Annotated in this window: 14 protein-coding genes; 7 read left to right on the top strand and 7 right to left on the bottom strand. The window is 59.1% G+C overall.

Annotation, left to right across the window (positions count from 1 at the left end; genetic code table 11):
- Nucleotide 1 precedes the first annotated feature (1 nt).
- From AOA61_RS08040 to fabB, 4 genes are all read left to right on the top strand, one after another.
- The gene (locus tag AOA61_RS08040; RefSeq protein ID WP_099601492.1) at nt 2–931 is read left to right on the top strand and encodes an ABC transporter substrate-binding protein; all 930 of its coding nucleotides are present in this window, start codon (nt 2–4) and stop codon (nt 929–931) included.
- Complete coding sequence (locus tag AOA61_RS08035; protein ID WP_099601491.1) at nt 928–2829, top strand: ATP-binding protein; 1902 nt, start codon at nt 928–930, stop codon at nt 2827–2829. The genes AOA61_RS08040 and AOA61_RS08035 overlap by 4 nt, the downstream gene beginning before the upstream one ends.
- Before the next feature lie 249 nt (nt 2830–3078).
- On the top strand, nt 3079–3594 hold the full coding sequence (fabA, locus tag AOA61_RS08030) for a 3-hydroxyacyl-[acyl-carrier-protein] dehydratase FabA (RefSeq protein WP_099601490.1): 516 nt from the start codon (nt 3079–3081) through the stop codon (nt 3592–3594).
- 11 nt (nt 3595–3605) lie between these two features.
- Nucleotides 3606–4826, top strand: coding sequence for a beta-ketoacyl-ACP synthase I (gene fabB / locus AOA61_RS08025; RefSeq protein ID WP_012723103.1), 1221 nt, complete (start codon nt 3606–3608; stop codon nt 4824–4826).
- A gap of 119 nt (nt 4827–4945) precedes the next feature.
- Here fabB and AOA61_RS08020 read toward each other — a convergent pair whose 3' ends face one another.
- Both AOA61_RS08020 and AOA61_RS08015 read right to left on the bottom strand, forming a co-directional pair.
- The gene (locus AOA61_RS08020; protein ID WP_099601489.1) at nt 4946–6571 is read right to left on the bottom strand and encodes a methyl-accepting chemotaxis protein; all 1626 of its coding nucleotides are present in this window, start codon (nt 6569–6571) and stop codon (nt 4946–4948) included.
- 96 nt (nt 6572–6667) lie between these two features.
- Nucleotides 6668–7690: an amidohydrolase family protein gene (locus AOA61_RS08015; RefSeq protein WP_099601488.1), complete on the bottom strand. Its 1023-nt coding sequence runs from the start codon at nt 7688–7690 to the stop codon at nt 6668–6670.
- Nucleotides 7691–7829: 139 nt separating this feature from the next.
- Here AOA61_RS08015 and AOA61_RS08010 point away from each other — a divergent pair, with 139 nt between their 5' ends.
- Nucleotides 7830–8246 (top strand): OsmC family protein, encoded by a 417-nt coding sequence (locus AOA61_RS08010; protein WP_032889177.1) that lies wholly within the window; start codon nt 7830–7832, stop codon nt 8244–8246.
- Nucleotides 8247–8310: 64 nt separating this feature from the next.
- Nucleotides 8311–9177 carry a pirin family protein gene (locus AOA61_RS08005; RefSeq protein WP_099601487.1) on the top strand — a complete coding sequence of 289 codons (867 nt, stop codon included), beginning with the start codon at nt 8311–8313 and terminating at the stop codon, nt 9175–9177.
- Nucleotides 9178–9290: 113 nt separating this feature from the next.
- Here AOA61_RS08005 and AOA61_RS08000 read toward each other — a convergent pair whose 3' ends face one another.
- From AOA61_RS08000 to AOA61_RS07985, 4 genes are all read right to left on the bottom strand, one after another.
- The gene (locus AOA61_RS08000) at nt 9291–10019 is read right to left on the bottom strand and encodes a dienelactone hydrolase family protein (RefSeq protein ID WP_099601486.1); all 729 of its coding nucleotides are present in this window, start codon (nt 10017–10019) and stop codon (nt 9291–9293) included.
- Nucleotides 10020–10085: 66 nt separating this feature from the next.
- Entirely contained in the window at nt 10086–11990 is a 1905-nt protein-coding gene (htpG, locus tag AOA61_RS07995) for a molecular chaperone HtpG (protein WP_032889307.1), read from the bottom strand.
- A gap of 89 nt (nt 11991–12079) precedes the next feature.
- Nucleotides 12080–12532, bottom strand: coding sequence for a PaaI family thioesterase (locus AOA61_RS07990; protein ID WP_032889171.1), 453 nt, complete (start codon nt 12530–12532; stop codon nt 12080–12082).
- Nucleotides 12529–13005 carry a PaaI family thioesterase gene (locus AOA61_RS07985; protein WP_099601485.1) on the bottom strand — a complete coding sequence of 159 codons (477 nt, stop codon included), beginning with the start codon at nt 13003–13005 and terminating at the stop codon, nt 12529–12531. Before AOA61_RS07985 ends, AOA61_RS07990 begins: the two co-directional genes overlap by 4 nt.
- A 158-nt stretch (nt 13006–13163) precedes the next feature.
- Here AOA61_RS07985 and AOA61_RS07980 point away from each other — a divergent pair, with 158 nt between their 5' ends.
- Nucleotides 13164–13415 carry a hypothetical protein gene (locus tag AOA61_RS07980; RefSeq protein ID WP_010211724.1) on the top strand — a complete coding sequence of 84 codons (252 nt, stop codon included), beginning with the start codon at nt 13164–13166 and terminating at the stop codon, nt 13413–13415.
- 106 nt (nt 13416–13521) lie between these two features.
- Here the strand turns inward: AOA61_RS07980 and AOA61_RS07975 are convergent, their stop codons facing one another.
- Nucleotides 13522–14259, bottom strand: a complete 738-nt coding sequence (locus AOA61_RS07975; protein ID WP_099601484.1) for a DUF599 domain-containing protein — start codon at nt 14257–14259, stop codon at nt 13522–13524.
- Between the last annotated feature and the right edge of the window lie 128 nt (nt 14260–14387).

Below are 14387 nucleotides of genomic sequence, written 5' to 3'. Positions count from 1 at the left end.
CATGGGCGACTCGTCACGGATGACCCGCTTCTTTATCTATAAGTGCTGCCGACGCGCCGTGCTGCTGGCCTGCCTGTTGCTGGCGGCACCGGCATGGAGCGCCGAAATCCTGCTGACCGCAGACGAAGACGGTGCAGGCGTGCAAGCCTTTGCCCGGGCCCTGGCCCAGCAACGCCCCGAAGACCACGTTACTTTCACCCCTCTCAAGGACTTGCCCGCGCCCAGCCGCTTGCCCTCCAGCACGCGCTTGATCCTGCTGGACCTGCCTGGTCTGGACTGGCGTCTGCAGGACCTACAAGGCCCGCCGACCCTGGTGCTGCGCATCAGTCGGCTACAAGCCCACCAACGTCCGGAGGCCTCGCGGCACGCGCGGATCAGCCTGTTGTGGAGCGACCCACCGCTGGAACGCCAACTGCGCCTGATCACCAGCATCCTGCCCCAGGCGCAGCGTATCGGTGTGCTCTATAGCACCGAGAGCGAATTCCTGCTGCCCGAGCTACGCCGCTATGCAGAAGCGCTGGAGCTGGCCATCGAACCTCAGCGCTGGGACAACACAAACGACAGCCGCCCACTGCAAAACCTGTTCAGGAGCAGCCACGTACTGCTGGGCCTCGACGACCCGCAGCTGTACAACCCAAAGACCGTGAAAAACCTGCTGCTGAGCAGCTACGCCCAGCAATTACCGCTGGTGGGCCCGAATGCCGGGTTTGTGCGCGCCGGCAGCCTGGCCAGCACCTACAGCGACCAGGCCGACTGGCTGGCGGTACTCGACCGCTTGCTGGACCAGCCGCCGGCCAGTTGGCCACGATCACTGTATCCAGAACATTTCAAAGTCTTGGGCAACCCGCAGGTCGCGCGCTCACTGGGCATTGAACAGGTGGACGAAGCCAGAGTCGCCGCCCGATTGGCAGAAGGAGAAAAACGCCCATGACCTTGCGTCGTCGTTGGGACATCAACACACGCACCCAGCTCATCACCCTGGGTCCGGCACTGTTGCTGACGTTGCTGCTGATCAGCTTTTTCACTTTCGTGCGTATCCAGGACCTGCGCCAGGAACTGGACCACACGGGCCAACTGATAGCCAACCAGCTCGCGCCCGCCACCGAATACGGCGTGATCTCAGGCAACAACGATGTGCTTGATAGCCTGCTGCGCGCGACATTGGCCACGCCCCATGTGCGCTTCCTGGAGATTCAGGACAGCAGCGAAAACATTCTGGTGTACGTCGAGCAGCCGTCGGAGAAACACGACCGCTCGCTGTCGGTGAAAGTATTCCAGGCGCCGATCCGCCTGCAACATATCCAGCTGGGCAACGACTTTTTCGAGGACAACCTCAACGAATCCAAGGCGCCGCGCGCGGATTACCTGGGACGGGTGATTGTCGGCATGTCCAATGACGCCTTCAGCCAGCGCCAACAGGAGATTCTGTTCAAGGCGGGCATCCTGGCGTTGTTCGCCCTGCTGTTTACCTTCCTGCTCGCCCGGCGTCTGGCCGCCAGCCTGTCGCAACCGATCAGCGCCATGGGCAATGCCGTCAAGGCGATCCAGCAAGGCGACTACAAGACGCCACTGCCGATTGTGGATGATTCAGAGCTGGGCGACCTTTCGAGGCACATCAACAATTTGGCCGAAGGCCTCAACCAGGCCAGTCGTGAACAGCAGCAGGCCATGGCGCAACTGATCCAGACCCGTGAAGAAGCCGAGCGTGCCAACAATGCGAAGTCAGACTTCCTGGCGATGATGAGCCACGAACTGCGCACGCCGATGAACGGCGTACTGGGCATGCTGCAACTGCTGGAAACCACCGAGATGACCGAGGAGCAGACTGAATACGCGGCGCTGGCCTCCGAGTCCACCGAGCATCTGCTCAAAGTGATCAACGATATCCTCGACTTCTCGCGCATCGAACGCGAGGCCCTGGAGCTGGAACATATTTCGTTCAACCTGGCCGACCTGATCAACAGTTGCGCCCAGGCCTTCCAGCACAGCGCGCAGCAGCGTGGGCTGGTGCTCAAGCTGCCGATCCCGCCGGGTATGGATGCACTCCGAGTGCGGGGGGATCCGACGCGGATCCGCCAGATTCTGGTGAACCTGATTGGCAATGCCTTGAAGTTCACCGAGCACGGCAGCGTCAGCGTCGAACCCCATTGGCAAACCCTCGACCATGAGCTTGTGTGGTTCACCTGCACCGTGCGTGACAGTGGCATCGGGATTTCCACGGAACGCCTGGAATTGATGTTCGATGCGTTCCAGCAGGCCGACAGTTCCATTTCAAGACGTTACGGCGGCACCGGGCTGGGACTTCCCATCGCCCGCACCCTGGCCGAGCGCATGGGCGGCACCCTCCGCGCTCAGAGCGAAGAAGGCCGTGGCTCGGTGTTTACCCTGGAAATTCCACTGGCGCTGGATCAACAAAGCCTGCCCGCGGTGGCCCAGAATGCTGAGGGCAAACACAGTGCTGGTGATGGCCGCCATGTGTTGCTGGTGGAGGACAATCCGGTCAACCGCACCGTGGTGGAAGCGATGCTGCGCAGCCTGGGGTTCGAAGTGAGCCTGGCCACTGACGGTGCCGAAGCGATCCGCAGTGCCGAGAGCCTAATTTTCACGGCGATCCTGATGGATTGCCGACTGCCGCTGATTGATGGCTACGAAGCCACCCGGCAGATTCGCCAGTTGCCAGGGTGTGCCGACCTGCCAATCATCGCTCTCACCGCCAACGCCTTGCAGGGCGACCGCGAAGCCTGCCTGGCGGCGGGCATGAACGATTACCTGGCCAAGCCGTTCAAACGTACGGATTTACAGCAAATCCTGCAGCGTTGGGTGCAATAGCGGTGCGCCATCAACCAAGTCCGACTGGCGTGAAAGACGAAAGTGCGGCAGTCTTAGGCACCCGAACGGGCCCCTCAAACGGGCCCGGTTTAAAATTTCAGTGAACAAGTGTACATTCAGTGCCTAACGCTGTGACTTTCACTACAACGCAATAGTCTATGTGTAGGCTGCCGACATGAGGCATGAACGCTTCATTCGGTTCGGGAAGATTTGCCCTACCCTGCCGCATGGGATTATTGAGGAGCTCGCATGACCAAACAAAACGCCTTTACTCGGGAAGACCTGCTGCGCTGCAGTCGCGGTGAGCTGTTCGGCCCAGGTAACGCGCAACTGCCCGCCCCGAACATGCTGATGGTGGATCGCATCACCCATATCAGTGAAGAGGGTGGCAAGTACGGCAAAGGTGAATTGGTCGCCGAGCTGGATATCGCCCCGGACCTGTGGTTTTTCGCCTGCCATTTCGAAGGTGACCCTGTGATGCCAGGTTGCCTGGGCCTCGACGCCATGTGGCAACTGGTCGGCTTCTTCCTCGGCTGGCAGGGTTTGCCAGGCCGCGGCCGCGCCCTGGGTTCGGGCGAAGTGAAGTTCTTTGGCCAGGTCCTGCCGACCGCCAAGAAAGTCACCTACAACATTCAGATCAAGCGCGTCCTCAAGGGCAAGCTGAACCTGGCCATCGCCGATGGTTCGGTGAGCGTCGACGGTCGCGAGATCTATACTGCCGAAGGCCTTCGGGTCGGCGTATTCACTTCCACTGACAACTTTTAAGGGTTATCCGCATGCGCCGCGTCGTTATCACTGGTCTGGGCATCGTTTCTTGCCTGGGCAATGACAAAGAGACCGTCACCGCTAACCTGCGTGCAAGTCGCCCTGGCATCCGCTTCAACCCGGAATATGCCGAAATGGGTCTGCGTAGCCAGGTTTCCGGCTCCATCGACCTGCCCCTCGAAGAACTGATCGATCGCAAGATCTATCGCTTCGTTGGCCACGCTGCCGCCTACGCCTATCTGGCCATGAAAGATGCCATCGCCGACTCCGGCCTGAGCGAAGACCAGGTATCGAACGTACGCACCGGCCTGATCGCCGGTTCGGGCGGCGCATCCACCCTGAACCAGATGGAAGCGCTGGACATCCTGCGCGAGAAAGGCGTGAAGCGCGTTGGCCCGTACCGTGTAACGCGGACCATGGGCAGCACCGTTTCGGCCTGCCTGGCCACACCGTTCGCCATCAAGGGCGTGAACTACTCGATCTCCTCCGCCTGCGCCACCAGTGCTCACTGCATCGGTACTGCGGTAGAGCAGATCCAGCTGGGCAAGCAGGACATCGTGTTCGCCGGCGGCGGTGAAGAAGAACATTGGAGCCAGTCGTTCCTGTTCGACGCCATGGGCGCGCTGTCCACCCAGTACAACGAAACCCCGGAAAAGGCCTCCCGCGCCTACGACGCCAAGCGTGACGGCTTCGTCATCGCCGGCGGTGGCGGCATGGTGGTGGTCGAGGAGCTGGAACACGCTCTGGCCCGTGGTGCCAAGATCTACGCGGAAATCGTTGGCTACGGCGCGACGTCCGACGGCTACGACATGGTTGCCCCGAGCGGTGAAGGCGCTATCCGTTGCATGCAGATGGCCATGTCCACTGTAGATACCCCAATCGACTACCTGAACACCCACGGCACCTCGACTCCGGTCGGCGACGCCAAGGAAATGGAAGGTGTACGTGCGGTATTCGGCGACAAGGCTCCGGCCATCAGCTCCACCAAGAGCCTGTCGGGTCACTCCTTGGGCGCCGCTGGCGTTCACGAAGCGATCTACTGCCTGCTGATGATGGAAGGCAACTTCATGGCCGGTTCGGCCAACATCGACGAGATCGACCCGGTCGTCGCCGATATGCCGATCCTGACCAAGACCGTTGAAAACGCCAAGATCGACACAGTGATGAGCAACAGCTTCGGCTTCGGTGGCACTAACGCCACCTTGGTACTGAAGCGCTGGCAGGGTAAGTAAGACCTGTAGCTTGATCCACTGAAAAAGCCCCGACTGGTTCGGGGCTTTTTTATGGAAGACTGGAGTTGACCGGGTATACATCCGTTACTTGAACAACGGACATACACCCAACCTGCGCACTACACCGAAAACCGCGCCACCATCGAATTCAAATCCACCGCCAACCGCGACAACTCCTGACTCGCCGCACTGGTCTGATTAGCTCCGGCGGACGTCTGATGCGCCAGGTCGCGGATATTCATCAAGTTGCGATCCACCTCCCTCGCCACCGCCGCCTGCTGTTCGGACGCACTGGCAATCACCAGGTTGCGCTCATTGATCAGCGTGAACGCCGATGCAATTGCCTCCAGCGCCGTCCCCGCCGACTTGGCGATGTCCAAGGTGGAACGCGCCCGGGTGTTGCTCTGCTGCATTGAACTGACGGCTTGCTCCGTGCCTTGCTGAATCCCACCGATCATCTGCTCGATTTCCTGCGTCGACTGCTGAGTGCGATGGGCCAACGCGCGCACCTCGTCGGCGACCACCGCAAAGCCGCGCCCCGCATCACCTGCCCGCGCAGCCTCAATGGCAGCATTCAGCGCCAACAGATTGGTCTGCTCGGCAATCGAACGAATCACATCCAGCACCTTGCTAATGCCATAGACCTTCTGAGCCAAGTCCTCGACCTGGGTCGCATTGGCGGTCACATCCGAGGCCAGCGCCTCAATCGACACTACCGTTTGATGCACCTGCTCACGCCCTTGCTGGGCGATACGGTCAGACTCGCGGGATGCCTGTGACGTGGCCACCGCATTGCTTGCCACCTCCTCCACCGCGGCCGTCATCTGGTTGACCGCCGTTGCGGCCTGTTCGATTTCCTGGCTTTGCTGGTGCAAACCACGGGTGGCATCCTCGGTAACGCAGCTGAGTTCCTCGGACGCCGACGCAAGTTGGCTCGAAGACTCCGAGATACGCCGGATGGTGTCACGCAAGGTGTCCTGCATCCCCTTGAGCGCCCGCTGCAAGCGCGCGGGTTCATCCTTGCCACTCAGGATGATTTCCCCAGTCAGATCGCCGCTGGCAACGTTCTGGGCAACTTTGAGCGACTGAGCCAGTGGCAACACGATACTGCGGGTCAGCCAGACCGCCAGGCCGATGGTGACCAGCGCGGCCAGGGCAACCATGGCGATCACCCAAGTACGCGACTGGCTGAATACATGCTGTGCCTGCTTTGCCGCTTCGTTGGCACTGGCCTTGTTTAGATTAACCAGGGATCGCAAGGTCAGTGCCATTTCGTCAGCCAGCTGATTCATCTCACCGTTGACCACCTGAATCGCTTCCTCCAGCCGGTTAGCCTTGGACAGCGCCACCACCTGCTCCTGGCGCTGCAGGTAGCGCTGCTCCTCGACCTTGAGTCGATCAAACAACACACGCTCCTCGGGCAATACGATCAACGCTTCGTACAGCCCTTCGGCGTTATGCAGCGCGGCTTTGATCTCGGTGATTTTCTGCTCGTTCTGCGCCACGGCCTGGGGATCACGGGTGACCAGCAAGCGCAAGGTCAGCGCACGAATGCGCAACACGTCCTGGCTCATCTCCCCCACTGCCATCACGCTGGGCAGCCAGTTGTTTTCCACCTGATCCGACTGCTGGCGCATGTTGGCCATCTGCAGCAGCGCAAAGCCGCCCAAAGCAAACACCATCACCGCCAGCACGCCAAAGCCCAAACCGGCGCGCGGGGCAATATTCAAACTACGGATATTCATTGCCTGGATCCTTCCAAAAGCGCTGCATTCACCTGCAGCCGGTCTCCTGGAAGTTATCGGCGCTCTACTGTATTTGCGTAAGACGAAAACGCGATATCAACGTGCGCCACCATCGCGAGGTGGTTTAGGCAGAATGGCCAGGAAGTTATCCCGTGCAACCTTGTGGGCGATGTCTTCGGGCAATGCATCGAGGAAGGGATCAAAGCGGCGCATTTCCTTACCCAGCTTATTGAAACGCCCTACGACGTCAGAGCCCAGCATAAAACGCTCCGGGAAGCGCTCCACCAGCTTTACCCACTCCGGCCGAGGCTGACCCGCATCGTCCAGCAAATACGGCGTGAGCATGCTCCAGGACAGGTCGATATACAGATTGGGATAAGCCTCCAGCATCCGGCTTAACGTGGGCAGCAGGAAGTCCATCTGGACCTGATGACGGTGAATTTCCTTGCTGGTACCGGCATGGGCCCAGATAAAACGGGTGTGCGGGTGGTTGCGCAACGGCTCTTCGATCTCAGCCAAATACAGCGGGTTACGCTCGCGCTTGGAGGTGATGTTCGAGTGCAGCATTACCGGCAGGTCGTTTTCGGCGGCCAGGTGGTATATCCGCGTCATTGCCTCGTTATTGGCACGCGGGGTATCGCCTGAGGTAAGCGCGGTGAGGTCATCGTGACGGGTGAACACCTCTCCAATGCCCTGCCAGAGCCCTGGATTAAGGTCGAGCATGCGCTGGATATGGGCATCAGAGTTCTTGTCGTTGGGATTGAAGCCGCTTAGAAACGGATGAAAACGCTGGCGCTGTTCTGGGGTGAGCTTGTTCACGGCCGCAGCCACGATGACGTCAGTGGCGCTGTACCAATAGGCATCGGCGTCATCACCGGCGTAGTAGCGCGGGCGTTTGGGCTCGTCTTCGTGCCATTTCTTCGCAACGGGAATGCCGGAAATCATCACATGCTCGATGCGATTCTCGGCCATGGCCTTGAGCAATTTATCCATGCCGGCAGTTTCCTGGAAAAAATCCACGTAATGCAGGTGGGCATCGCTGTAGGCATACTCACGCGCCTGCACAGCGAGACTACCGGCGGCGAGCAATAGGGCAAGACTCAGGCGGATCCAGGGCACGGTACAACCTCGATGGGGGCCAATACGGGTAGACCTTGTGCCCTGTGCCGAGGTTCATCGTGGAAAAACGCGGAACACTGAAGTGCCAGCATGCTCTATAACTGCATGACCTTCATCCTGCCACCCTGTGAGGTTTGCCATGCCTGTTACCGTGAACACATTGAACGCTGAAAACTTCCGCCACAGCGTCAACATCAACAACCACGAGCTGTTTACCGACCTGCCCAAGAGCCTGGGTGGCGACGACTCGGCGCCCTCCCCCCACGATTACTTCGATGCCGCACTGGCGTCGTGCAAGGCCTTGACCGTCAGGCTCTATGCCCAGAAGAAAGATATCCCGCTGACCGGCGTGACCGTGGAAGTCACCCACGACGCCGCCGAAGAGCCAAAAGGCAAATACACACTCAACGTCAAATTGACCCTCAAGGGCGTACTCACGGACGCGCAGCGCGATGAACTGCATCGCGTGGCGGACAAGTGCCCGGTGCACAAGCTGATGACCACTGCCGAAATCAATATCGAGACCCAGCTGTCCGAAGGCGCATTCAGCCAATAGCGGCAACCTCTCGTCGAGCGGGTTATGCTCAATCACACCTAACCCGCTCAGACTGGGACGCACCATGACCACCCTCACCGTGATCCGCCCTCGCCCCGAAGACGTTGAAGGCCAGCCGATCCTGCGCCCCTTGCCCTCAAGGGAATGCCGTAGTGTCGGGCCCTTTGTGTTCTTTGATCACATGTTGCCCACCCACTACCCAGCGGGCAGCGGCATGAATATCCGTCAGCATCCGCATATCGGCCTATCCACTCTCACCTATCTGTTCGACGGTGCGCTGCAGCATAAGGACAGCTTGGGTTCTGACCAGGAGGTACAGGCCGGTGATGTCAGCTGGATGACCGCCGGCAGCGCGATTGCCCATGTGGAGCGCACGCCCGAGGCACTCAAGGCCAGTGGCTTCAGCCTGCATGGGTTGCAAGTGTGGCTTGCGTCACCCAAGGATCATGAAACCGGGCCCGGCCATTACAGCCACCACCCGGCGGCGAGCCTGCCGATCAGCGACAACTTGGGCGTGCAGATTCGCATGATCGCCGGCAATGGGTTTTGCCTGAAATCGCCAGTGCCAGTGCTATCGCCCACGCTGTATGCCGAGGTGCGGATGCAGACGGCCACTACCCTTCTGATCCCTGACGAGCATGAGCAACGGGCGGTGTACGTGCTGGAGGGTGAAGCACAGTTGGAGGGCGAGGCGCTTGAGGTGCAGAGTTTGGTGGTCTTGCCGGCAGGACAGAAGATGACGCTGTGCGCCGGGAGCGATTGCCACCTGGTGGTGTTTGGCGGTGCACCGCTGGATGGGCCACGGCGGATCAATTGGAATTTTGTCGCGAGCGATCCGTTGAAGATCGAGCAGGCCAGGCAGCGCTGGGCCGCTGGGGATTGGCCGACGGTGCCAGGTGAAACTGAAAGAATTGAGTTGCCTCTGAGATAGCTAACGGGGGCAAGTCGAATCTTCGCACCGCCCCTCCCACACTTGATCGGATTCACACGGTCAACATGTGGGAGGGACTTGCCCTCGATGAGGCCGGAACAAGCGCTTAAGCGTTAGCCCTTGAACACTTCATCCAACAAGTTATGCATCGACTGGAAGGCCCGTGCTGCGGTCTTCGCGTCGTACATCATCTTGCCCGGCACATTGGCCTCCGGGTCAGTGAAGGAATGCACCGCACCGCCGTAGCTCAGCAATTGCCAGTCCACGCCGGCCGCGTTCATTTCATCTTCGAACGCCGGCAGCTGCTCTTTTGGCACCAACGGGTCGGAAGCACCGTGCAGCACCAGCACCGAGCCCTTGATGCTCTTCGCGTCCGCCGGATTCGGCGTGTCGAGGGTGCCGTGGAACGACACCGCAGCCTTCAACGGCGCGCCGGTACGTGCCAGCTCCAGGGAGCAGCAACCGCCAAAGCAGAAACCAAAGGTCGCCAGCTTCGAGGTATCCACTGCGGCTTCGGTCTGACCTTGCAACTGCTCAAAGGCCGCCTGCATGCGCTTGTTCAGCAACGGGCGATCATTCTTCAACGGCATCATCGCGGCACCGGCTTCGTCGCCATTCGACGGGCGCACACTTTGCCCGTACAAGTCGGCAATCAGCACCACATAACCTTTGCCGGCAACGGCCTTGGCGATTTCTTCGGCACCCGCACTCACGCCCATCCAGTTCGGCGCCATCAACAAGCCCGGCAACGGACCCTGGTGGCTGGCATCGAATGCCAGGCGGCTCTCATAAGGCTGGCCATCAATCTGATAGACCACGGAACGCACAGTGACTTGGCTCATCATTTACTCCAGTTGAGGTGCAGTAGAACGAAAAAACCCGCCGAAGCGGGTTTTTCTACAACGGGGTCAAACCGACAGTTCAACCAACAGCTTGTTCAGGCGGCGCACATACGCGGCCGGATCCTTGAGGCTGTCGCCAGCGGCCAGGGCCGCCTGATCGAAGAGGATGTGCGACAGGTCGCCAAACCGCTCTTCGCTCTGCTCGCCGTCGAGTTTCTCGATCAGCGGGTGAGCCGGGTTGAATTCGAAGATCGGCTTGGAATCCGGAACCTTCTGGCCGCTGGCTTCCAGAATCTGGCGCATCTGCATGCCCAGGTCCTGCTCGCCGATAGCCAGGATCGCCGGGGAGTCGGTCAGGCGGTGGGAAACCCGCACTTCGCTGACCGCATCGCCGAGGGCCGTCTTGATCCGCTCAACCAGGCCTTCTTTGGCCTTGGCGACTTCTTCGGCTTCCTTCTTCTCTTCTTCGGAGTCCAGGTTACCCAGGTCTAGGTCACCACGGGCAACGTCGACAAAGGTCTTTCCGTCGAATTCGCTGAGGTAGCTCATCAGCCACTCATCGATACGGTCGGTCAGCAGCAGCACTTCGATGCCTTTCTTACGGAAGACTTCCAGGTGCGGGCTGTTCTTGACCTGAGCGTAGGTTTCGCCGGTCAGGTAGTAGATCTTGTCCTGACCTTCCTTGGCGCGTGCCAGGTACTCGGCCAGGGACACCACCTGCTCGCCATCTTCGCCCTGAGTCGAGGCAAAACGCAGCAGGCCGGCGATTTTTTCCTTGTTGGCGAAATCTTCCGCCGGGCCTTCTTTCATGACCTGACCGAAGTTTTTCCAGAAGCCTTTGTATTGCTCAGGCTCGTTCTTCGCCAGTTTTTCCAGCATGTCGAGGACGCGCTTGGTCAACGCCGACTTCATGGAGTCGATGATCGGGTCTTTCTGCAGGATTTCCCGCGACACGTTCAGCGACAGGTCATTGGAGTCGACCACGCCTTTGATGAAGCGCAGGTAAAGCGGCAGGAACGATTCCGCCTGGTCCATCACGAACACGCGCTGCACGTAGAGCTTCAGGCCTTTCGGCGCTTCACGCTGGTACAGGTCGAACGGAGCACGGGCCGGTACGTAGAGCAGCGAGCTGTATTCCAGCTTGCCTTCGACCTTATTGTGGCTCCAGCTCAGTGGGTTTTCGTAGTCGTGGGCGATGTGCTTGTAGAACTCCTGGTATTCCTCGTCCTTCACTTCAGTGCGAGGACGGGTCCACAGGGCGCTGGCACGGTTGACCACTTCCCATTCCTGGGCAGGCGCTTCTTCGCCTTCGGCGGCAGCCTGCTCTTTCGGCAACTCGATTGGCAGAGCGATGTGGTCGGAGTATTTCTTGATGATATTGCGCAGGCGGTAGCCGTCAGCGAACTCATCTTCAGCGGATTTCAGGTGCAGCACGATGCGGGTGCCACGGTCGGCTTTATCGATGGTGGCGATTTCAAACTCGCCCTCACCTTTGGAGGACCAATGCACGCCTTGGCTGGCGTCAAGGCCGGCGCGGCGGCTGAACACTTCAACCTTGTCGGCAACGATGAAGGCCGAGTAGAAGCCCACACCGAATTGGCCGATCAGGTGCGAATCTTTCTTCTGGTCACCGGACAGGTTCTTCATGAAATCAGCGGTGCCGGATTTGGCGATGGTACCCAGGTGGGTGATCGCATCGTCACGGCTCATGCCGATACCGTTGTCTTCGAGGGTGACGGTCTTGGCGTCTTTATCGAAGCTCACACGGATTTTCAGTTCGGCGCCACCTTCCAGCAACTCAGGCTTGGACAGGGCTTCGAAACGTAATTTGTCGACAGCGTCAGAGGCGTTCGAGATCAATTCGCGAAGGAAAATTTCCTTGTTGGAATACAGCGAATGGATCATGAGGTGCAGCAGTTGCTTCACCTCGGTCTGGAAGCCCAGGGTTTCCTTTTGAGTTTCCACACTCATGGTCATCAAACTCCAATTGGATGGCAGTGGCCGTACCCTTGAGGGTTGGCGGCGGGTTGTCATCAAAGTTGGGGGCTAAGGCCAGGATTTCAAGGGCGAGTCGTTTCCTCAATTTTGAAATGCGCACGGGCGGTGGCAATAGGTTCTGCCGGGGTGCTCTGCCAGGCGGTAATTGCCACGTTCGCGACCCGTCGGCCCTGGCGCCAGACCTGGCATTTGGCATAAGTGTCGCGGAACTGGCCTGCACGCAGGTAATCCAGGGAGAAATCGATGATTTTCGGCAAGCCCGGCGCACCGGTAAATACCAGCAGGTGCAACGCCGCCGACAGCTCCATAAAGCCGGCAATCACCCCGCCGTGCAGCGCTGGCAATATGGGGTTACCAATGTTGTCTTTGTTGGCGGGCAGGCGAAACAGCAATTCATCACCCAGGCGTGTGCATTCGATGCCGATCAGCTTGGCGTAAGGAATCAACTCCAGCAGCGCCTCATAGTTGCCGAGTTCGTGGGCCTGTTCCAGGCGCGTCTTGAATCGATGCGTCATGCCTGTTCTCCCTTGATTGTGCTGCTCAGTCCTTGGGCTCCCTTGAGCCGCTTGCCCATGCGCATGAACGTGCCAACCACATGGGCAATGGGCTGCTGCGGGTCATCCTGATAGGCAACGCCACGGGTAAAGATCACGTCAGTCGTCACCCGGTAACATTGGGCGAAGCCATAAACCGGCTTGTGGGGTTCGGCGGTGTGCATGTAGTCGACGCGCAGGTCGAGGGTCGGGCACACCTCGAACTCTGGTAATACACACAAGGTGGCCATGCCACAGGCGGTGTCCATCAGCGAAGTCAGCGCACCGCCATGGATCACCCCGGTGCGAGGGTCTCCGACGATGGAGGGGCCGTAGGGCAGGACCAAGGTCATACCTTCCAGGTTGGCGGCATGCACGGTAATCCCCAGCACCTGGCAATGGCGCAGGGCCGAAACAAAGCGCGTCGCACGCTCTAACAGTGGGTTTTCGGTCATTCGGTCTAGACTCTTATTAGCGTTAATCCGCGGAGTAGGCAGTGCGGTTGAAAGTTCCTTGGGGTGCGCTGTTTATATATCTGCGCAATAAAAGGAACTAATGCTGAACCCTCAGGCTCGAAAGGCCAGTAGATATCTTCAATAAGGAGAAACACCCAATGCGCAAGACTTTAGCTATTTCCATGATGCTCGCCGCTGCCCTCGGTCTCGCTGCCTGCGACAAAAAATCCGAAGACAAAGCCCAAGACGCTGCCGCGCACTCTGAGCAAGCTCAGAAAGATATGGCGAAGGCTCAGGATAAAGTGAACGACGCTGCGAAAGAAAACGCCGATGCTGCCAAAGCTCAGGCTGAATCGAACGAAGCCGCCGCAAAAGAAGCAGCACCTGCTACTCCAGCCACCGGTTCTTGAGACCGCGGTTTGAAATAGCTTCGCTGCGATAAAGAAAGCCCGCTCAAATAGCGGGCTTTTCTTTGCCTGTGGTTTTTAATTTGAAGCGTTAACTCGCTGAAGTGGACTAAGCCGACTCTTTGACCGCCTCAGGCACTGGCGTATCAGTCTGCGTATACACCATCACTTGCAGCACGTCGGAATGAAACTCTCGACGGTAAAGCACGACTACCACTCCCGCGCTCATCAACATGAATAACCATGGGCTGACAAACCACGCCAACATGGTCATTCCGAAGTAATAAGCGCGCAGACCAAAGTTAAACTGGTTGGCAGCCATGGAGATTACCCTTGCCGCCCGCAAGGCAAACGCCTTGCGCTCTTGCTCGGACACATGCCGCTCACCGATCATCGGCGCAGACCCCACCAACACCGCCGCAAAGTTGTACTGGCGCATACACCAGCTGAACGTGAAGAAGGCGTAGACGAACACCAATGCCAGGCACAACAACTTGATCTCCGACATGCCTTGGGACGCCTGCTGCACCATAGGAATGTCCGCTAGCAAGGACACGGCCCGCTCAGAGGCGCCAAGCACGGTGAGAATACCAGCGAGGATAATCAGGGTACTGGAGGCAAAGAACGAAGCATTGCGCTCCAGGTTGCCGATCACGCTGGCGTCGGCAATGCGGTTGTCGCGCAGCAGCATGCGACGCATCCAGTCTTCACGATACAAATGCAACACACTGGCCAGGCACGCAGTGTCCCGGGCCTTCCAGGTCGCATAACGGGTGTAGCCGCCCCAACACAGGACGAACCAGAGGGCGGCAAGCAGGTGAATTTGATTGGTTTCGACGAACGACATGCGGGTCCTATATCAAGAAAGTTTTTGAAAACGTGGCCAACATTGGGGGAGAGGCTTTGATCCCGAATGCTTGCTGGCAGTCACTGCATCTGTTGAATGGCACAGTGCCGTCTGAGGCAAGCCCCCTC

It is taken from the genome of Pseudomonas sp. 2995-1, from assembly GCF_002742505.1.
Taxonomy (GTDB): Bacteria; Pseudomonadota; Gammaproteobacteria; order Pseudomonadales; family Pseudomonadaceae; genus Aquipseudomonas; species Aquipseudomonas sivasensis.
Note: the sequence above shows the minus strand (reverse complement) of the source record. Positions and strands in the feature narration are given on the sequence as shown.